Source organism: Streptomyces sp. NPDC006476 (genome assembly GCF_040612015.1).
Taxonomy (GTDB): domain Bacteria; phylum Actinomycetota; class Actinomycetes; order Streptomycetales; family Streptomycetaceae; genus Streptomyces; species Streptomyces griseorubiginosus_B.
This window is the reverse complement of the sequence record NZ_JBEXPK010000046.1, coordinates 26,841-47,443: the sequence shown is the minus strand read 5'-3', so window position 1 is coordinate 47,443 and position 20,603 is coordinate 26,841. Positions and strand designations below refer to the sequence as shown.

The window sequence follows — 20,603 nt, the reverse complement described above, 5'->3', positions numbered from 1 at the left end:
TGATGAGGAGGCCGCCGCCGTTCGACCGACGAGATACCGCAGTCGGCGACCGCACGGGCGCGCCCCAACTCGTGGGCGTGCGTGTCCGACGGTCGGGACTCGCGGTGAATTCGTTCACCTCAGTTGTGGGCCACTCCCGGCTCAGCGCATCAAGTCGGCCAGGAGGATGTCCAGGACGGTCTCCTCCTCGATCCGCACCCCGAGTTCGGCCAGGGCCAGGGACAGCCCGGGATCCCACGTGGCCTCGGCCGGTGTGCCGGTCAGTGGCGGTGCGAGCGGCGTCGCGGTGACCGCCGTGCGGTAGTCGGCCGCCGTGTAGCGCCAGGGCTGCCAGCGCACCCGCCGCAGCAAGGTCTCGGCGATGCGCACGCCGCCCCAGTCGAAGTCGCCGTGGTAGCGGAGTGTGGAGCCATGGGTGTGGAGGTGGCGGAGCAAGGTGAGGGCGGCGGCCGAGGGCTGGCCCTGAAGGCAGACCAGAGGCGGGCAGACCGGGCCGTGGGCGTCGGCCGCGGTAGCCAGGACGGTCGGGTTCTCGCACACGTACACGACCGCAGGTGCTCTCCGCGGTGGGGTGTGCGTGAGCTGGCGCAGGGTCAGGACGGCCGGTTCGCCGGCGTCGGTCATCCAGTCCAATGCCGGGGTGCCGCGCAGGCCCAAGGTGAGGACCGTGGAGGAGAGGGCGTCCCTGAGGAGGCCGGCCGAGGCCCAGGCCTCGCGGCGCCACTCGGCTCCGCTGCCGTCCGGGAAGTCGGTCAACACCCGCACCGCGGACAGGACAACGGTGGCGAGCGGGGTTCCGTCGTCGAGTGCGTGGGCGTCGCCGAGTACCGTGGCCGCGAAGGCAGGCAAGGAGATGGCCGGATTGGCGGGCAGCTCCTGCAGGACCGTGGTGGTGTTGGTGAGCAACGTCTTCGCTGCCGGTGGGGTGCGGGCGAGACGGCGTACGAGGCCCTCTTGGCGCAACCGGTCGGCCCAGGCGGTCAGTTCGGGCCTCACGTCGGCGAGTGGGGTGTAGGCGTCCTGCCAGGCTTCCGCTTCTCGTCGGCGTACGTCGGCGATTGCAGTGACCGGGCCGGTGAGCGCGGTGATCGCGGGCGCGAGGCCCCCGGGGCTGATGGCGGAGCGGCGTAGTACGGCGTCCACCGCCTCCAGGCGCACCGTCAGCGAGCGTCCGGCGCCCGGGCCGCGGCCCAGCAGGCGTTCGGCGGCTGCGCGTTCGGCGGTGGTGGGAGTGGTCAGCGTGACCGGGCCAGTGAGGGGTTCCTCGCGTTCCATGCGGCGCCGTACGCGCTCGACCAGCCAGGTCAGGCCGGGGTCGCCGAGCAGGCGGGCGAGGCGGTCACCGTCGACGTGGCTGGCCTGTTCGGGATTGCCGTCGACAATGCTGGGCTGTTCGCCGTCGCCGTCGCCGTCGCCGTCGCCGTCGCCGTCGCCGTCGCCGTCGCCATCGGCGCGGCTGAGCGGTCGGGGATCGCCGAGCGAGCGGCGGATGCGGTCGCCGTCGCCGTCGTCGGCCTCCTCGGGATCGTTCACGGCCACAGGGCGTCCTGGCCGGAGACCTGGTCCTCGGCGGGTGCGGCGGGCGTCGAGCCGAGGGGAGTCGGTGCCTGGCCGGACTCCGTGTCCCCGGCGGGCGCGGCCGGCGTCGTGCCGAGGGGCGGTGGCGCCTGGACGGGGACGGTGGCCAGGTGGTGGTCGGGTTCGGTGCCGCGTACGCGCTCACCCCCGTCCCACTCCCACCGCGTCACCAGGACCGCGGCGATCTCGTCGACGCGGGAGAGTTGAGCGATGGCGATGCCCGGAACCTGCGGATAGCAGGCCCATTCGCGTTCGCTGGTCATCACCACGTCCAGGTCGAAGGCGTGCAGCAGGCCCAGGCACTTGGCGCGCGAGTCGTCGTCCACGCCCGCGAAGGCCTCGTCCAGGGTGACCAGACGCGGGGCGTCCGGGGAGGCCGTGGCGTAGTGCGAGGAGGCAGCCGCGAACAGGGGTACGGACACGGCCAGGACGCGTTCGCCACCGGAGGCGGGGCCGGTGGCCGGCACCCAGGTGCCGTGCTGGTGGCGTTCGATGCCGAACTCGTGCCAGGCCCGGTAGTCCAGGGCCGCGGTGAGGACCTCCAGCCAGCTGCCCGCCGTGTCGTCGGACTGCCGGCGGGCGATCTCCGTCTGCAGGAACTCGCCGACCGCCGCCCGGTCCTCGGGAGCCCAGGCGTCCGCGGACTGGCGCAGGCGTTCGCGCGCCTGGGCCAGGCCCGTGGGTGCCTTGCGGGAGGGGCGCCACACCAGGCGCAGCCGCATGCCGGTGGAGGTGGGCCGCTCCTGAAGTTCGGCGTTCATCGCCCGTACTTGGCGTTCGGCGGCGGCGATCAGTTCCTGCAGGGTGCCGGCGACCTCGGTGAGCAGGTGGGTTTCGAGGATCTCGCGTTCGTGTGCGGACAGGATGCGCGCGAGTTCGCTCACCTCGGTGGTGAGGGCGGCGGTCAGTTCGGGAACGCTCCGTCGGTGGCCCTGGTAGACGATGTCGACGACCATGCCGTCCTCGACCATGCGGGCGGTTGCGCTGTGGCCGCCGCGGGAGAGGGCGTCCTGGAGTTTCTTGTACTCCTCGCTGAGCCGTTTCTGGACCCGTTCCCACGCGCCGTCGGAGTCGTCGGTGCCGGACGGGCCCGACAGCTGTGCCTCGATGGCGCGGGCGAGCGCGACGGCGGGGGTGGCCGCCCACGGTCCGTCGTCCAGCGGGGGTACGGCCACCTCGGGCAGGGCGACCGTGAGCAGGCCGGTGGACGCGAACCGCTGCAGGGCGGCGATCGCCTCGGCGCGGGAGGCGGCGGCCTCAGTCACGTCCTTCTCCAACTGCTCGATACGGCCCTCCGCACGGCCGACGCGCCGGCCGGCATCGGCGTGCTCCTCACGGCAGCGGCGCTGGTCGCGCTCACAGGCGGCCAGGGCCGTGGCGGTGGCGGCCAGGCGCTGCTCCAGCTCCGCGACGGCGGCGCCGACGGTGGAGCGCAAGGTGGTGTGGCGTTCGTCGGCGGCGGCCGCCAGGCGCGCCGACTCCTCCGCGCGCAGGGCCAGTTCGGCGACCCGGGCGCCGGCCTGCTCGACGTCCGCGCGTTCGTCGGCCACCGCACGCCCGGCATCGCCGTGCTCGCGCAGGGCCGGCCACAGGGCGGCCAAGACGGCGGTGTAGTCGGCCAGCGCCTGGCGGACGGCGGCCAGCGCGGGCCGGTCGGCGGGCAGGTTCACGGCGGCCGCGGTGTCAGTGAGTTCGGTCGCGGCTCCGGCTTCCTGCCCGGCTGCCGCGGCCAGGTCCGCGGAGCGTTCCTCCTGGCGGGCACGGGCCCGGTGGGCGGCGTCCGCGGCTGCCGCCGCCAGCGCGTGCGCGTGGCGCAGGTCGGCGTCGTCGGGAACGGCGGCCAGTTCGGCGTCCAGGGTACGGCGGCACCGGGCGACCTCGGTCCGTTCGGCCTCCAGTCGCTCCACCTGCCCTGCCAGAGCGCCGAGTTCATCGCGCAGGGCGGCGATCCGGACCCGGCGCGCCTCCTCGCGGGCGCCTTCGCCCACGTACACGGCGGCCTGCTTCGACCAGCTGCCGGTCAGGGCACCGACGCGGTAGCGGCCGTCCATCGAGACCCAGGTGTCGCCGGGCCCGCCCAAGCCCAGGCCCACGGCGGCCAGGAGGTGGGCCACCGTCTGCTCACCCACTGCCGTGGCGCGGGCGTCCCCGTGGTCCACGGCCGGACGCAGCACCGCCTCCAGCGTGCTCCCGGTCAGCGGGGCACCGGGCGACAGCAGGACGTCGTGGCCGTCGGCCTGCAGCACGGTGCCGTCCGGGCGCACCCAGGCGTCGAGCAGGCCGGAGGCTTCCAACGCCGCCTCCAAGCCGGCCCGTTCGGCAGCGGTGACGTGGTCGTGGAAGTCGATCAGACGCCACAGGGGCGCCCCGGGTGTCTGCTCGCGCAGGCCGGGGGTGCGGGTGTGGGGTGGCGTAGGGCCGCGCTGACCGCCGGCTTCCAGGTCGGCCAGCTCCCGTTCGGTCTCGGTGCGCCGCGCCGTCAGTTCGGTCAGCCGCTGCCCGAGGGCGGCCGCCTGGTCGGCCAGGTCCGCGGCCCGGGCGCGATGGGCGTCGGCCGTGTGCACGCGCGCGGGCGAGGGACCCCGCAGGTGCGTGACCCAGTCCTGCAGGCCGTCCAGGAGGCCCACCGGATCCTGCGGCGTCAACTCCTCGCAGGATGCCAGGTGTTCGCGTACGGCGGCGACCAGTGCCCGGCCCGCCCCCTCCGCCGTCACCTCCGCCCGCGCCTGTCGTTCGGCGGTGTGTCCGGCCTCGGTCTGCGCCTCGTCCAGGCGGCGTGCGGCGGCGCGCCGCTCGGCGGCGGCCTGCTCGGTGCGTGAGACCAGCTCCTCGACGTGGTCGAGGGTGCGCCGCCTGCGCGCCACCGACTCCTCCGCCGCGCGGCGCAGTTCGGGCTCCGGTGCGCCCTCGCTGCGCAGCTCACCGTCGAGGCGGGCGGCCGAGGCCGCATCCCGCTCACGGGCGAGGGTGTCGGCCACCTGCTGCTCGGCCGACGCAAGCCGTCGGCCGGCGCTCTCCAGACGGCCCAGGGCACGGGTGTGGGCCTGGGCGGCCTGGCCCCGGTCCGCCTCGGCGCGGGCCACCTCCGAAGCGGTGCGTCGGGCGTCGGCCGCCGCCTGCTCCAGCTCCCGGGCACTGCGCATCTCCGGGCCCTCGCGCAGCGCGGCCTCCTGCGCCTTCAGCCGCGCGGCGGACTCCTCCAACTCCCCGATCCGCTTCGTGATCTCCTCGCGGTCCTGCTCGGCCTGCGACCGCTCGCTCTGGGCCTGCGCGAGGTCGCGGCCCAGCTGTTCGTAACGGGCGTGCTCGTGCCGGGGCAGCCGGGCGCGGCGGCGGGTGGCGACGCGGGCGTAGCGACGGTAGTGGTCCAGGAACGCGGAGGCGGCCCGCTCGGCCTCGGTGGCCGCCCGCAGTTCCTCCTTCTCCTCGTCCAGGGACCGGAACGCCTCGGCCACGTCGGCGATCACCGCCTGGTCCATGGGCGGCAGCGCCTCGGTCAGCGCACGCGACAGGGCCGCCTCGTTGGGCCGCTTCGACAGCTGCGGCTGGCGGAGCTGGATGAGCAGGTCCACCAGGGCGGCGTAGCGCTGCTCGCCCAGCCCGAACAGTGCCTCGTCGACCGCCCTGCGGTAGGCGGTGGCCGTGTCGTAGACCATGCCCCGCCCGATGACCGCGTCCGCGAGCCGGTCGCGTGACAGCGCGGTGCCGGTGGCGTCCAGCAGGTGCAGTTCCGCTCCGACGCGCTGTTCGGTGACGGCGTACCAGTGCCGGGCGATGCCTCTCCCCGCCACCGCCTTCAGTCCGCAGGCCAGGGTGAGGAAGCAGTCCTGTCCGGTGGCCTCGTCATGGCGGCCGAACTCGATCCAGGTGTAGCCCAGCCGCTCGGGGTGCGGGTGCTGCCCGCCCAGCAGCAGGTTCCACTCCATGCGCTTGCCCGGGTCGGCGTCCGGCTCGACCCGGCGCGCGGACAGGTCGCCGTCGAGGAGGAAGGGCAGGGTCAGGGCGAGGACCTTGGACTTGCCGGTGCCGTTGTTGCCGCGCAGCAACAGCCGCCCGTCGCGGAACCAGAACTCCTCGGTGTCGTAGTAGAAGAGGTCGACCAGGCCGATGCGCAACGGCCGCCACCGGCCGGGCGGGGGAGTGGGCAGGGCGGTCACGTCTCTCACGCCTTTCGCTGCGCGGTGCGGGGACCGGGAATCCCCGGCTCTCGTACGACGGTGTCGCCGACCGCGTAGCGGGCCAGCGCCGGCAGTGGCACGACGCCACCGGGTGCGGTGGTGACCAGGCCCAGTGCCGTCAGCTTGGCCAGTGCCAGGTCGACCAGCTCCCCTTCGGCACCGGGCTGCCGAGCGTTCTTGGACCAGAACCCACCGTGTTCCTGCGCCAGTTCCCGCACCCGGCGTTCCAGCTCCACGCGGCCGACCGCGTCGGTCGCGGCCGCCAGGTGCTCGGCGAGCAGCAGGGTGACGTGTCCGTGGGTGCCCTGCTCGGGCATCCGCACGTCGGTCAGGTCATCCAGCGGGTCGACCATGGCGATGCCCTCGGCCCGCACCTCTGCGACGAGGCCCGTCAGTTCGGTGATGCGGGCGGTGATGAAGGCGCGCTGCCGGGTGAGGTAGACAAGCTCCTCGTCGCTCAACTCGGCGTAGTACAGCACCGGATCGTCCAGCAGGCGCCGCGTCAGCCGCTGACGGATGGCGCGGAAGCGCAGTTCGTCGCTGTCCAGGGCGCTCTCGGCGGTCAGCTCGGTCAGCCGCTCCTCGAAACCCTCGGCAGCGATCATCGACGGGCCGCGGCGAGCGGCCAGCAACCCGGCCAGAACGCGGCGCTCGACGTCGTAGAGCACATCGCCCGCCCCGCTGACATAGGCGTCCTCGTCCCCGGCCACCCGCCGCAGCACGCCGTAACGGATGAGCAGCCGTACCACCGCCGCCAGATCCAGCCGCTCGTCGCGCCGCTCCAAAGTGAACTCGATGCCGGCGCCGACCAGATGGGGATCGGCGGCATCGAGCACCACCTGCTCGGCGAGGCGGCCGAGTGCGATCTGCGCCTCGCCCCGCTCCAGTGCGGCCAGCGCCAGGCACAGCAGTACATACCGGCGGCGGGTGAAGTGCACGCGGGTGCGGGTGGCCTCGCGCGCCGGATGCGTCGGGTCGGCCAGAGTGCCGGGGGTGCGGCCGAGGCGCGCCGCCTCCGCATCCACCCTCAGCGGCCAGCCGGTGTTGCGGTCGAACCAGTCGCGCAGGTCGCCGGCATGCCGGCGCACCAGCCGGAACTCATCCGCGTACGGGCCGTGCGCGAGCAGCAACGGCTCCTTGAGCAGGGCGCGGGCGGCCTTGTGGAACTCGGCGGTGCGCCGGCCGTCCAGCACCTCGCCCAGGGGCGTGGTCATCGCTCCCCTCCCATGTACATGTCGTCGGCGCGCACCTGACCGTTCCGGGTGAGATCGGTGATCTCGACCAGGTGGTCGGGGCCGCGGAAGATACCGCCGGGAGTGTGGATCTCGGCCGTCGTGCCGTCCGCCAGGGCGGAGAGCCGGATCTCCATCGTGCCGTCGTTGCTGGTCGCCACCGTGGCCGTCATGCCGGGGCGCCAGGTGGCCAAGGCGTCGCCGAGCAACTGCAGGAACAGGCCGAAGGCGAGCGGATCGAGCTCGCCGAGAGCGGACAGCCTCGTCGTGCCGTCCGTGGCGAGGCGGGCGCGGGCGGCCGTGATCTCCTGAGCCTGCCGGGCGGCGATCTCCGCCAGACGCCGCCGATCCCGCGACCGGTCCTGCACCCGGCGGGTCCTGCCACGCCGCTCGTAGCTGCCGGTGCGGCGCAACTGGGGGCTGATCCGCAGCGGTTCGGCCTCGGCCCAGGGCGTGGAGGCGGGCACCGGGCGGGCGGCTCGCCGCTCCAGGGTGTCCGCGTCGACGGTGAGGTGGCGCGCGGGATACAGGCCGAACGCCGCCCGCCACAGCCGGTGGCGAGCATGGTCGTCGGGGGCCTCGGCGAACCAGCGGGCCAAGGTGCGAAAGTCCGCCGAACGATCAGAGCGCCCCGCCCGCCGCTCGTTCAACTGCCGTACGACCGCGAGGAGTTGCGGAATAGCGCCGAGAGCGCGTCCCCGCAGCAGGCGGGCCTGAGACTCGCGCCCGTCCGCCGACACGAACCAGGCCGCGAGCCCCGACCACTTCGCCACCCACCGCGCGTACGCCTGCGCCTCGGCGCTCTCGGCCTCGTCCGGGGCGGCATCGGCGGCCTCTCGTGCCGCGGCCAGCCGCAGCAGCGCCCCGACCCGGTCCTGGTCCTCCAGCTCACCGATGATCAGAGCGATCCGCCCGCCCAGGGTGATCAGATCCTGGATGAACCGCTCCAGGTACTGGATCAGCCGGTCCTTGTAGGCGAGGAACACCTCGACCTCGACATCGTGCAGATCGATGGTGCGCTGCAGGGAGCCCATGAACGCCCGCGCGTTCTCCGCGAGCGCCTCGAAGCGGCCGGTCAGGGCGGACAACGCCAGATGAGCCTTGGCCGCGTCCGGCTCACCGTCCTCCTGCTCGGCGGCTATCACCAGCAGCGCCCGCAACTGGGTGACGATGTCCTGAAGGGCCACCGCCTGCAGGGCGCCGCGCCGCCCCAGCGCCTCGTCGTAGGCGGACAGCGCGAGTTCTGCGGCCTCGCCGGCCTGGGTGAGCTGATAGATGAAGCGTTTGCGGTAGAAGTCCTCCACCGCGGTGACCCGGGAGGTGTCCGGATCCGCCCGGAGATTGCCCCACTCCACGAGGCTGTCCAGCGCCTTGACCACCGTGTCCAGCTCGGCGGGCCGGTGCTCGGGCGCCAGCACTGCGTGCACGTCCTCGGGCCGCAAGTGCACCGCGAAGCGCTCCTTGGCCGACAGGAACGCGCCCATCACCCGGCGATAGAGGGCGGCATTGGGCACGGTGAGGTGAGCGAAGGGCGCGTACCCGGCCCGTGCCGGTCCGGAAGGCGTCGATGTCATCGTTTCGGCATTGTCCCTGACGGGCCCGCTCGCGGGGGAACCGTGGCCTGGGAGTCACGCAGAGTTATTGCTGGCGGACCGTCGCTAGGCGTGATCGCACGCCCGGGGCCGGTGAAGAGCGGCGATCCCGGGCGTTTTGCGGACCCTCGGCGCAGGTACCGGTTGCCACGCGCCGTCACAGGTGTGCCGAGGCCTCCTCCTGCAGCAGCGCGGAGATCTGGTTGGTGTCGTCGAAGACGCGCATGACCCCCTGAATGTCGGGGGCGGTGGCGGAGTTGACGAGTACGACGAAGATGACCACATGGCCGTCGTCGGTCAGCAGGTAGCCGGCCTGGCTCTGGTCCGCCACGGCGAGCCGGCCGTTGAGCCGGTCCAGGCCGATGACGGTTCCCGGTTTGGCGAAGACCTTGCCTCTGGCCGGGCAGTGAGTGCAGGAGCTCGCGTTCGAGCCATCGACCCCCAGAATGGGAAGCGAAAGCCGGAAGGCGGTCGCATCGGGAGTGCGCAGCCAATAGGCGAGAACCTGGGCGAGGCCGACTGGGGTGGCCTTCTCTGTCGCGTCCCCGCCGCGTCCGTCATCGAGTTGGAACTGCGTCGGGTCGACGTGCGCGACCCGGGTCAGGAAGTCGTGCTCGACCCCGAATCCGCCGGCGAAGCAGTCCTTGCTGCCCCGCAGCCCGGCCATGTTGCACAAGGCCAGGTTGGCGCCGAGGTTGTGACTGACCTTCAGGATCAGCTTGGCGTACTGCCGGTAGGGCGGGGAGACATAGGCGGCCACCCGCGCATCGTGGTCGTAGGAGGCGGGCAGTTTCCGCTCCGGGTTGGGGCCGGTCTGGCGGGCGCTGACGGTGACGCCCGCCCGGCCGAGCGCCTCGATCAGCGCGGTGCGGCCGAAGGCGTTGGGATCCTGGACGGGTGAGGTCCTCAGGACGGGCTGCGTCCCGGCCGCGATCTGACCGGACACGGTGATCTTGGTGCCGTCCGGGGAGGCCTTGACCGTGATGTTCGTCGTACCGCCGGCGGCCACCGTCTTCACCTTGGAGTCGACGCTGTACGGCTTGACCTGCGGGCGCCAGAACAGCTTGGCCGGGTGCCCGGCGGTGGTGGGGGTGGTGAGCAGGTCGATGAGGTTGTCGTTGATGATCAGCGGAGTGGGCTGCGGGTCCAGCGCCGGGGGCGTGAAGATCCTGGGATCGACGACGACGTCGCCCCGGACGCGGGTGATGCCCGCCTCGCGCACCTGCCGTGCGATCTGATTCACTCCGGCGAGCGGATTCTCCGGGGTGAGCGTGGCGCCGGGCAGGTCATTGGCGGACGTGTGGTCGATGTCGGTGTAGTCCACCGAACCGTCGGGCTTGGTCCGCCCGCCCATCGTCAGGTCGCCCTGGGCGACCAGAGCCAGGTTCCCCTTCAGCGTCGAGCCGTGGCGCGTGCCCGCCGCATACACGGGCGTGGTGAATCGGTGGCCGGGGCCCAGGCTGTGCCAAGCGGCCGAGAGGGTGACGAGTTTGGTGTCCGAGCCGGGGACGAAGGACTGCCGCGCGAACTGGGAGTGGATCACCTGCCCGTTCGAGGGGTCGACCTCGTAGACGCCCCATTGCGCACTCTCGTAGCCGGGCTTGTGCATGATCGCCTGGACGGCGGGCGGGAGGTCGCTGACGTGCCCCGTTTCGGGTGCGCGTGCCGGCGCGGCCGCCAGCGCCGCAGGAGCGGTGACGGCCACGCCCGCCAGGGTCACGAGCGTCACGCAGGCTGAGGCCCAGGGCCGCAGCCGGCTACGGAACATCAATTTCATGCACACCGCCGATTCGAGAAGCAGTACAAACCGAAAAAGCAAGGGGGTATACGACAAATTCGGCAGAATCGTACGAGCCAGGGCCCACTCACCTTCCGGGTCCACTCCCCGACGACGGCATGTCGGGCGCAGATCATCCCTTCAGCCGATCACAGCCGAGCCCAGGCCCCCGGGCCACCGCACAGAGTCGGCCGCGTCGTAGAACGTGGTTCCTGCCTCCGGAGTGACTCGGTCGGGCTTGTCGGGCGTCGTCAGATGTCTGTGGATGGGACCGACAGGCTTCCGGAGACGTACGCCTCGCGTAGTGCGTTCTTGCGGATCTTGCCTGAGCCGGTGAGGGGGAAGGCGTCCACGAAGACCCACGTGCGGGGCGTCTTGTGGGGGGCCAGATGGGTGCGGACGTGGTCGAAGAGTTCCTTCTCGGACGACGTGGAGCCCGGTGTGCGGCGGATGAACGCGGCTACCCGTTCGCCCCACACCGGGTCGGGTAGGCCGATGACGGCCGCCTCGGCTACGGCGGGGTGCGCGGCGAGGGTCTGTTCTATCTCTCGAGGGTAGATGTTCTCGCCGCCCCGGATGATCATGTCCTTCAGGCGGCCCTCGATACGGCAGTATCCGCGGTCGTCCATCGAGCCGAGATCGCCGGTGTGCAGCCAGCCGTCGGTGTCGATCGCGGCGGCTGTGTCGGCAGCGGCGTTCAGGTAGCCGGTCATGACGTGGTAGCCGCGGGTGCACAACTCGCCCGTCACGCCCGTCGGTACGACCTCGCCGGCCGCGTCCACGATCTTCACCTCCGTCCGCGGCAACGGCCTGCCGACCGTCTCGGCGCGGTCCTCCGGGGTGTTGTCGAGGCGGGTGATGGTGATGCCCGGGGAGGCCTCGGTCTGGGCGTAGATGACGGACATCGGGACGCCGAAGGCCTGCTCGACCCGACGGACAAGTTCCGGCGGCACGGTGGCACCGCCGGACAGGACGTAGCGCAGGGAGGAGAGGTCCGTGTGGGGGAGGGACGGGTGTTCGAGCATCGCGATGAGCATCGTCGGTACACCGCCCACCACCACGCAGCGTTCGGACTCGGTGAGGTTCAGCATCAGGCCCGGGTCGAAATGCGGCGGCAGGACGTGGGTGCCTAGGGCGATGATCGAAGCGAGGGTCGCGAGTACGCAACCTGCTGTGTGGAACAGGGGCATGGGGTTGAGTTGCGGCTCGCCTGGGCCCAGGCCGAAGGTACGGACGTATGCCAGTCGTGCGTTGTTCGTGATTGCGCGGTGGTTCAGGACCACGCCCTTCGGGACGCCTGTGGTGCCGGAGGTGTATTGGATTTGGGCCGGGGCGGAGGCGTCGACCTGGGGGAGCGTGCGGTCTGTTGAGCCCTCTGCGCAGAAGTCCTTCCAGTCCTCGAAGAGCACGCTTGTGCGGAGGTTCGGCAGGTCCGGTCGGATCTCGTCCAGGGTTTGGGCCATCGGGTTGCCGCGGTACTCCCGGCGCAGGAAGACGCCTGCCGCGCGGGAATGGCCGAGTACGTGCTGCAACTCGGAGGCGCGCAGAGCTGGGTTGACGGTGACGAGCGTGATGTCCGCCAGGGCAGCCGCCAGTTCGAGGATCACCCACTCCGGGATGTTGTTCGCCCACACCGCCACCCGCTCGCCCGGTGAGAAACGTCCGAGCAGCGCTCGCGCCGCCCGCTCGGCCTCGTCGAGCAGGGCGGCGTAGGTCCAGCGACGTCGCTCGGCGACCTCCGGCACGCCCTCCACCAGCGCCGGGGTGTCGGGTGCCGTCTCGGCCGCGTGACGCAGCAGCGCCCCGACGGTTTCGTCCCGCAACTCCTCGCCGGACTCGCCTTTCCAGTACGACATCGATATCGGCTTGGCCACCATGTCAGCCCCCGGGTGCGGCGTGTTGGGTGTGGTCCACCGGCCACGGGGTCAGTATTCAGGAGCCCGGTGGCCGGGGGCCATGCACCCGTGGGGTCATGCAAGTGGTTGGCGTCATCGGACAGACAGGTCAACTGCCGTCCTACATCGGCGGATTGCCGTGCTTCCGTTCCGGCAGGCCCACGTGCTTCGCCCTCAGCATCTCCAGCGAGCGGATCAGGACCGTTCGCGTTTCGCCCGGGTCTATCACGTCGTCCACCAGGCCCCGTTCCGCGGCGTAATAGGGGTGCATCAGCTCGGACTTGTACTCCTTGATCAGGCGGGAGCGAGTGGCGTCCGGGTCGTCCGAGGCGGCTATCTCGCGGCGGAAGACGACGTTCGCCGCGCCCTCCGCTCCCATCACCGCGATCTCGTTTGTCGGCCAGGCGTAGGAAAGGTCGGCGCCGATGGAGCGGGAGTCCATGACTATGTATGCGCCGCCGTAGGCCTTGCGGACTACCAGGGAGATGCGGGGGACCGTGGCGTTGCAGTAGGCGTAGAGGAGTTTCGCGCCGTGGCGGATGATGCCGTTGTGTTCTTGGTCCACGCCGGGGAGGAAGCCCGGTACGTCGACCAGGGTGACCAGCGGAATGTTGAACGCATCGCAGAACTGGACGAAGCGAGCCGCCTTTTCCGAGCCTTGGATGTCCAGGACGCCTGCGAGGGCGGTGGGTTGGTTGGCAATCAGGCCTACGACGTGGCCATCCAGGCGGGCCAGGGCGCAGACGATGTTCTGGGCCCAGCCCTCGTGTACCTCGAAGTAGTCGCCGTCGTCGACGATCTCCTCGATCACCGTCCGCATGTCGTATGCCCGTTGGGGGTCTGCCGGTACCAGGGACGTCAGGGCGTCCGTGGGGCGGTCGGCGGGGTCGCCTGTGCGGGAGACCGGGGGGAGTTCGCGGTTGTTCTGGGGGAGGAAGCTGAGCAAGTGGCGTACGTCGGCCAGGCATTCGGCCTCGTCGTCGTAGGCGAAGCCGGAGACGCCGGAGAGCGAGGAGTGGACGTCCGCGCCGCCCAGGCCGTCGTGCGTGATCTTCTCGCCGGTCACTGCTTGGACCACGTCTGGGCCGGTGATGAACATCTGGGACGTGCCGCGCACCATGAAGACGAAGTCGGTGAGGGCGGGGGAGTAGGCCGCGCCGCCCGCGCAGGGGCCCAGGATGACGCTGATCTGCGGGATGACGCCGGACGAGCGCGTATTGCGGCGGAAGATGCCGCCGTAGCCGGCCAGTGCTGTTACGCCCTCCTGGATTCGGGCGCCTGCGCCGTCGCTGAGGCCGACCACAGGCGCGCCCGCCGCCTCCGCCAGGTCCATCACCTTGTGGATCTTCTGAGCGTGCGCCTCGCCCAGGGCGCCGCCGAAGACGCGGAAGTCGTGGGCGTACGCGAAGACCGTGCGGCCGTGGACCAGGCCCCAGCCGATCACCACGCCATCGCCGTGCGGCTTGCGTTCCTCCAGGCCGAAGCCGGTGGCACGGTGCCGGCGCAGGGGCTCGATCTCGGTGAACGTGCCCTCGTCGAAGAGGAGTTGGAGCCGCTCGGGCGCGGTGAGCTTGCCCTTGGCGTGCTGGCGCCGGGTGGCCTCGGGGTCGGGGCCGCGGCTCAGCTCCTCCTTCAGCCGTTTCAACTCGTCGGTGGAGCGCCGTAGATCGGGGGCCGGGGCGAGGGTGAGCAGTTCGTCGAAGGTCGTCATTGCCGCAACGTAGGGCGGCGGCCTCGAAGGGTACGGTACGTCCCCTGGAGCGCCGCTCGAGAGCGCGGCCTTCGGCGGAGTCAGCCCGTCGGCCCGTCGGCCCGTCGGCCGGGTGGTCCCATGGGACTGGCGAACCGTTGACTTCCGCCCCTTCGGCGCGTCCGGTGGGCGTTGCGCTGCCGGTCGCCCGCGTTGGTGCCGGTCGGCCGTCGTCGGTCCCTTGATCGCAGCCAGTCGGCGCGCGGCCGATTCTCGCGCGGCCGGGATGCGCGGACCCCGGAGGCCGGAGGTCGGGTGGCGTTCGTCGATCTGCCGGTGAGGGTTCTTCCAAGGCTGCTCCGTCGGCGCCCGCTGACCGAGGTCGTCAGGGACTGGCCGACCGTCGCCCTTGCGGGTTCCGCCGGTGGTCGTCGCGCAGCTCGGGGCCATCGGCCAGGCCTTCGTCGAGGTTGAGGCGGCAGGCTCTGCCCAGGCCGCTCGGTCAGGGTCCGTGACCGCTCGGTCGTGGTTCGCCGGCGCCCGGACAGCACGCCTTGCCCACGCCTGCCGGTCGGTGCTTGTCGACGCTCGCTTGTGGTTCGCCGGCGCCCGGACAGCACGGCTTGCCCATGCCTGCCGGTCGGTGCTCGTGGACGCTCGGTCGTGGTTCGCCGGCGCCCGGACAGCACGCCTTGCCCACGCCAACCAGTCCATGCTCGTCGACGCTCGGTCGTGGTCCGCCGGCGCCCGGGTGGCACGCCCCTGCCCACGCCAACCGGTCCATGCTCGTCGACGCTCGGTCGTGGTCCGCCGGAGCGGGCGGCAGGCCCGCCCAGGCCCCGGCCCGTCTCCCTCGCCGCTCACTCCGCCGTCGCCGGATGCAGTGCATGATCCGGGTCGCCCGACAGGACTGCCTGGTGGAGGTCCTGGAGGGCTGCTGACGGTTCCAGGCCCAGTTCGTGGACCAGGGAGCCGCGCAGGCGCTGGTAGGCCTCCAGGGCTCGCCAGCTGCCGCCCGCGCGGTGCAGGGCGCGCATCAGCTGGGCGCAGAAGCCCTCGTGGAGGGGGTGGCGGGCGGCCAGGACGCGCAGTTCGGGGACCACCTCGGCGTGCCGGCCGAGCCTGAGGTCCGCCTCGATGCGGCGTTCCAGGGCGGTCGTGTGCTCCTCGTTGAGGCGCAAAACCTCCAGCTCCAGGACCGAGCCGGCCGGTACGTCGACCAGGGCCGGGCCCTGCCACAGGGCGAGCGCGCGGCGCAGCAGGTCGGAGGCCGTGCGGTAGTCGCCGAGTTCGAAGGCCGTCCGGCCGTCCTCCGAGCAGCGCTCGAACTCGTGGGCGTCCACCTGGCCGGGCTGCACCCGCAGGAGGTAGCCGCCGAGCCGGGTGACCAGAACGTCCTTCGCGTCGAGCAGCGGGTCGTCGGCGAGCGCGGCCGCGATCTTGCGTCGCAGCTGCAGGATGTACGTCTGCAGGGTGGTGGAGGCGCTCCGGGGGACGTTCTCGCCCCAGATCTCCTCCATCAGCGTCGGGACGCCGACCACGCGGTCGGCGTGCAGGGCGAGCAGCGCCAGCAGTTGACGGGGCTTGGCGGCGGTGGGCACCACCGGGATCCCGCGCTCGTGCGCGGCGAGCGACCCCAGGACCTTGATCTCCATGTGTGTCTCTCCCCCTTGGGTGCGGCCGCCTGGCGATCCCCGTGGCGACCCTTACGGAGTCAGGTCATCGAGACTGGCATCCGCACCCCCGCGCGCCCCAGTGAGTCACGCATGCGCTCAATCATGAAAATGTCATGGGTGCCCTGTGAACGTGGCACTGCACGCCGGGGGCCGCCCCACCCCAGACTCTCGAAGCAGACGCCGACGGACGTTCGAAGCGGCGCAAAACGTTCGCACCGACTCGGGTCCGTCCACGGTTCAAACATTCACTCGTTCGTTCATCACAGGGGGTAACACATGAACGTCGTAGCAGCTCGTGAAGAGCTTTCCCACGAAGAAGTCCTCCGGTTCGCCGAGCTCGCCGCCCGTACCGGTCTCGAACCCCAGCTCGCCGGCCGCTTCGAGGCCGATCCCGCCGCCGTTCTGCGGGAGTTCGGTCTGTCGGAGGGAGAGGCGCGGTACGTGAGTGGTGGGAGCCGGTCCGTCGAGAGCCTCAGCGGGGCCGGGGTGACGGTCTCCTCGGCGAGCTGGTGCGTCTGCTGGTCCCCCACCGGGCCGTCCCCGCTCGCCGTCGGCGAGGCTGAGTGAGCGGGAGCGACACCCCCGCTCCGGAGCCCTTCGTGGCGTTCAAGCGCCATGTGCGGGCCGAGACGGTACCGGGGGAGGCCGTGTTCCTGTGGTCCGACAAGGACGTGACGGCGGTGCGGGGAGCGGGAGTCGAGGCCCTGGCCGCCCTGCTGGACGGCAGCCGCACCCTGCCGCAGCTGCTGCGGGAGGCCGCGGCGGCGATGCCCGTGGACGAGGCCGGGCGGCTGGTACGGCGCCTGGCGGAGGCCAACCTGGTCGGATACCGGCCCGACGGCCGGCGCGCGGAGGAGGCCGGCGCCGAGGGTCGGTCCGCGGAGGCCTACTGGGACCGTGCCGGTCTCGAAGGCGCCGCGGCCCAGGAGCGGGTCAGGGGCACACCGGTGGCGCTCATCACCGTGGGGGAGGTGGACGGTGAGGAGGCGCACGCCGCCTGCCGGGCGGCCGGGCTCGGCACCGTGCCAGTCGATCCCAACTCCGACTTCCATTCCGACTCCAACTCGGACGCCCCCCTCACGCTCGTCCTGTGCGACGACTACCTGCACCCTGCCCTCCGTCCCCTGGCCGCGCGTCTGCGCGGCCAGGGGCGGCCCTGGCTGCTGGCCAAGCCGTTCGGGGCCGAGCCCTGGACCGGGCCGGTGTTCGCGCCCGCCGAGGACGCTCCGTGCTGGGGCTGTCTGGCCCACCGGCTGCGCGCCCACCGGCGGGCCGAGTGGGAGGTGCGCCGGGTCCTCGGGGCCAACGCCGGTGCGGACCGGCCGGCGCCGTCGTTGGCCGCCGTACGCGCCCTGGGGCTGCACAGCGTGGCCCTGGAGGCGTCCAAGTGGCTTGCGGGGGTGCGGTGTCCGGAGCAGCGGGCGGTGTGCACGCTGGACAGCCTCACCCTGCGCAGCACCCACCACCCGGTGACCCGGCGTCCGCAGTGCCCGGACTGTGGTGACCCGGGGCTGGTGGCCGAGCGGACCCGGCGGCCGGTGGTCCTGGTCTCCAGACCCAAGGCGGCAGGGAGCGGGAGCAACGACCGTGCCCTGTCCGCCGAGCAGATGCTGGAGCGGCACCGTCACCTCGTCGGTCAGCTCACCGGGGTGGTGACCGACATCCGTCCGCTGCCCGGACTCCCTGAGGGGCTGCACGCCTACGACTCCGGGCACAACCTCGCCCTGGGCGGTCACTCGGCCGCCGAACTGCTCCGGGTGCTGCGGGCCCGCAGCGGGGGCAAGGGCGTGACCGCGGCCGAGGCGCGGGCCAGTGCGCTGTGCGAGGCGGTGGAGCGCTTCAGCGCCTCCCGGCAGGGGGATGAACTGACGGTCCGTGACACGCTCACCGGGCTGGGGGAGCAGGCCGTCCATCCGAACACCTACCGGCTCTTCCATGAGCGGCAGTACGGCGACCGGGAGCGCTGGAACGCCACGCACGGGCCCTTCCACCGGGTGGGCCGGCCCTTCGACGCCGGCGAGGCTACCGAGTGGACGCCCGTGTGGTCGCTCACCGGGCGGACGCATCGGCTGCTGCCCACCTCCACGCTGTACTTCGACGCCTCGCCGTGCGGCGCGGCCGACGGGCTGTGGGCCGACTCCAACGGCAACGCGGCCGGTTGCAGCCTGGAGGACGCCGTACTGCAGGGCTTCCTGGAGTTGGTGGAGCGGGACGCGGTGGCCGTGTGGTGGTACAACCGGCTGCGGGTGCCGGCCCTCGACCTGGACGCCTTCGACGAGCCGTGGCTGGCCGGACTGCGGGACGCCTTCGGCCGGGCGGGCCGTACGGTGGCGGCACTCGACCTCACCACCGACCTCGGCGTACCGGTCGTGGCCGTCGTGTCCAGACCCGCGCCTGACAGGGACCCCGATTTCGTCTGCGGCTTCGGCGCGCACCTCGATCCACGGCTCGCGCTGCGCCGGGCCCTGACCGAGGCGGCCCAACTCCTGCCGTGGCCACAGCCGATGCCCGGGGGCACGCTGCTCGCCCAGCCGCAACTCGATCCGGATCCGGGCCAGTCGGGCAGGCGGCCCGGTGACTGGACGGGTTTCCCCCGGCACGGGGATCTGCTCGACGACGTGGGGGAGATCTGCGCGCTGGCCTCCCGGCACGGTCTGGATCTCATGGTGCTCGACCAGACCCGGCCGGATGTGGGGATTCCGGTCGTGAAGGTTGTGGTGCCCGGACTACGCCCGTTCTACGCCAGATTCGGGCCCGGCCGCCTCTATGAAGTGCCGGTGCGTCTCGGCCACCGGGCACGTCCCGTCTTGTTCGAGGAACTGAACCCCGTCCCACTCCCCGTATGACTAGCTGCACCTATCACATATCCCTCTTGCCGTGCCGTTACGGCCTATAGTTCAGTCACAGATCTTCCCGAATCCCACACGCGGATTCGGTGCGGACGGGCAGCATCCGGGATCCCTTTCGGGCAACCGGATGCTTCCCTCCGTATGCCGTTCGGTGAGGATCCGGATAGGGGGAGTTTGTGATGCGGAGCCCTGTCTCAGGGGCGAGACGGCAGTCGGGCCGGTTCGAGGTCCCGGCGCCGCGACTGGCACAGGGGATCAGCATCACGGTCATCTCGGGCTTCGGCGTCATCACCATGCTGAACGTCCTGGACGCGGTCTCCAACTACGTGGGCCTTGGCATCTGTCTGTGCCTCGTACTGAGCCTCTACGCCCTGCAGTTCATGGTGACCTCGGCCGGCGCCCGCCAGTGGTCGGCCCGCCGCCGGGGGACCGCGCTCGTCGTCCAGGCACTGCTGACCTTCGTCCCCATGGTGTGGATCGGGGTCGCCTGGGGCAGCATGGCCGGACCACTTGGCGGATCGATTCTGCTGTTGCTTCCCGCACGGTTCGCCTGGCCGCTCTACGGCACGGTCACCCTCACCATCCTCGGCTGGTCGCTCTCCGCGCGCGTACCCGCCCTGGAAGTCGGCTACTTCGCCATCTCCACCGCGCTGACCGGCCTCGTCATCTACGGACTGACCCGGCTGACCGACCTGGTCCGCGAAGTCCACGCCACCCGCGCCGAGATGGCCCGCATGGCGGTGACGCAGGAGCGGCTGCGGTTCGCCCGCGACCTGCACGACCTGCTGGGCTACAGCCTCTCCACGATCACGCTGAAGACCGAGCTGATCCACCGTCTCGTCCCCGTCAACCCCGAGCGGGCGCGCGAGGAGGTGGCCTCCGTCCTCGGCGTCTCCCGCCAGGCGCTCGCCGACGTACGGCTGGTGGCCAGCGGTTACCGCGACATGTCGCTGGAGGCCGAGGCGGCCTCGGTGGCCGAGGTGATGGCCGCGGCCGACGTCCGGGTCGAGGCCGACGTCGACTGCGGCCGGCTGCACCCGCTCGTGGACACCGTGCTGGCCACTGCCCTTCGGGAGGGTGTCACGAATATCCTCAGGCACAGCAAGGTCCAGTCATGTGCCATCACGGCTGCCGTGGAGGGGGAGACGGTACGGCTGACGCTGGTCAACGACGGTGTGGTGCCGCAGGAGACGCCCCGGGACGGAGGCGGCGGCAGCGGCAGCGGTCTGGGCAACCTGTGCACCAGGCTCACCCAGATCGGTGGCACGCTGACGGCGGAGACCACGCGGGACGGGCGGTTCCGGCTCGTCGCCGAGGCGCCCGTCCGGCCGGTCACCGTCGACGCCCCCGACAGCGGCGGGAAGCCGAGCGCGTCCGTCGCGTGACACGCGTGGGACGTGACGCGCGTGAGAAGGGCACGGCGAGCGGTACGAGCACGGGCACGGCGCGGGCCAGGCACGGCACGGGCATGCTCACGGGGGAACAGGGGGAAGTACGAATGCTGTCGGTGAGAATCCTGCTGGCCGAGGACGTCCATATGATCCGCGGCGCGTTGGTGGCGCTGCTGGAGTTGGAGCGAGACCTGGAGGTGGTCGCCTCCATCGACCGGGGCGATCTCATCGTCAAGACGGCGCTGGAGGTGCGGCCCGACGTGGCCGTCATCGACATCGACCTCCCCGGCACGGACGGGCTCACCGCGGCGGCCGAGCTGCGGGCGAAGCTGCCGGAGTGCCGCAGTCTGATCCTCACGAGCCTGGGGCGGCCGGGGACCCTGCGGCGGGCGATGGCCGCGCAGGTCTCGGGCTTCCTGCTGAAGGACTCGCCGCCGGACCGTCTGGCGCAGGCGGTGCGGACGGTGGCGCAGGGCGGGCGGGTCGTCGATCCCGAACTGGCGCTCAGTGCGTGGGAGGCGCCGGAGAACCCGTTGTCGCCCCGGGAGACGCAGGTGCTGCGCCTGGCCGCGCGGGGAGCGGACGCGGCCGAGATCGCGGTGGAGCTGTATTTGACCCCGGGGACCGTGCGGAATTACCTGACGGCGATCGTGGACAAATTGCACGCGCGGAATCGTGTGGACGCGATTCGCATTGCCGAGGAAGCCGGCTGGGTTCCGTAGGATTCGGTTGAATCACAAACCAA

General features: G+C 71.8%; 12 protein-coding genes. 4 read left to right on the top strand and 8 right to left on the bottom strand.

Annotated features, from left to right (window positions below):
• Positions 1–141: 141 nt before the first annotated feature.
• The 8 genes from ABZZ74_RS37135 to ABZZ74_RS37100 form a co-directional block, all read right to left on the bottom strand.
• Positions 142–1,533, bottom strand: coding sequence for a TIGR02679 family protein (locus tag ABZZ74_RS37135; protein ID WP_356772643.1), 1,392 nt, complete (start codon positions 1,531–1,533; stop codon positions 142–144).
• Positions 1,530–5,735 (bottom strand): TIGR02680 family protein, encoded by a 4,206-nt coding sequence (locus tag ABZZ74_RS37130; RefSeq protein WP_356772641.1) that lies wholly within the window; start codon positions 5,733–5,735, stop codon positions 1,530–1,532. Before ABZZ74_RS37130 ends, ABZZ74_RS37135 begins: the two co-directional genes overlap by 4 nt.
• A 5-nt stretch (positions 5,736–5,740) precedes the next feature.
• Positions 5,741–6,970: a TIGR02678 family protein gene (locus ABZZ74_RS37125; protein ID WP_356772639.1), complete on the bottom strand. Its 1,230-nt coding sequence runs from the start codon at positions 6,968–6,970 to the stop codon at positions 5,741–5,743.
• Positions 6,967–8,562, bottom strand: coding sequence for a TIGR02677 family protein (locus tag ABZZ74_RS37120; protein WP_356772637.1), 1,596 nt, complete (start codon positions 8,560–8,562; stop codon positions 6,967–6,969). The genes ABZZ74_RS37125 and ABZZ74_RS37120 overlap by 4 nt, the downstream gene beginning before the upstream one ends.
• Before the next feature lie 175 nt (positions 8,563–8,737).
• The gene (dacB, locus tag ABZZ74_RS37115; RefSeq protein WP_356772635.1) at positions 8,738–10,309 is read right to left on the bottom strand and encodes a D-alanyl-D-alanine carboxypeptidase/D-alanyl-D-alanine-endopeptidase; all 1,572 of its coding nucleotides are present in this window, start codon (positions 10,307–10,309) and stop codon (positions 8,738–8,740) included.
• 299 nt (positions 10,310–10,608) lie between these two features.
• Positions 10,609–12,234, bottom strand: a complete 1,626-nt coding sequence (locus ABZZ74_RS37110; RefSeq protein WP_356772633.1) for an AMP-binding protein — start codon at positions 12,232–12,234, stop codon at positions 10,609–10,611.
• 139 nt (positions 12,235–12,373) lie between these two features.
• Positions 12,374–13,963 carry an acyl-CoA carboxylase subunit beta gene (locus ABZZ74_RS37105; protein WP_356772631.1) on the bottom strand — a complete coding sequence of 530 codons (1,590 nt, stop codon included), beginning with the start codon at positions 13,961–13,963 and terminating at the stop codon, positions 12,374–12,376.
• Positions 13,964–14,802: 839 nt separating this feature from the next.
• On the bottom strand, positions 14,803–15,597 hold the full coding sequence (locus ABZZ74_RS37100) for an AfsR/SARP family transcriptional regulator (RefSeq protein ID WP_208780749.1): 795 nt from the start codon (positions 15,595–15,597) through the stop codon (positions 14,803–14,805).
• A gap of 297 nt (positions 15,598–15,894) precedes the next feature.
• Between ABZZ74_RS37100 and ABZZ74_RS37095 the strand changes: the two genes are divergently transcribed.
• From ABZZ74_RS37095 to ABZZ74_RS37080, 4 genes are all read left to right on the top strand, one after another.
• Positions 15,895–16,185: a hypothetical protein gene (locus ABZZ74_RS37095; RefSeq protein ID WP_356772628.1), complete on the top strand. Its 291-nt coding sequence runs from the start codon at positions 15,895–15,897 to the stop codon at positions 16,183–16,185.
• A gap of 32 nt (positions 16,186–16,217) precedes the next feature.
• Complete coding sequence (locus ABZZ74_RS37090; RefSeq protein WP_356772626.1) at positions 16,218–18,464, top strand: TOMM precursor leader peptide-binding protein; 2,247 nt, start codon at positions 16,218–16,220, stop codon at positions 18,462–18,464.
• A gap of 182 nt (positions 18,465–18,646) precedes the next feature.
• A complete protein-coding gene (locus ABZZ74_RS37085; RefSeq protein WP_356772624.1) occupies positions 18,647–19,852 on the top strand; it encodes a histidine kinase in 1,206 nt (401 codons plus the stop codon).
• 113 nt (positions 19,853–19,965) lie between these two features.
• Complete coding sequence (locus tag ABZZ74_RS37080) at positions 19,966–20,580, top strand: response regulator transcription factor (RefSeq protein WP_133048866.1); 615 nt, start codon at positions 19,966–19,968, stop codon at positions 20,578–20,580.
• Positions 20,581–20,603 lie beyond the last annotated feature (23 nt).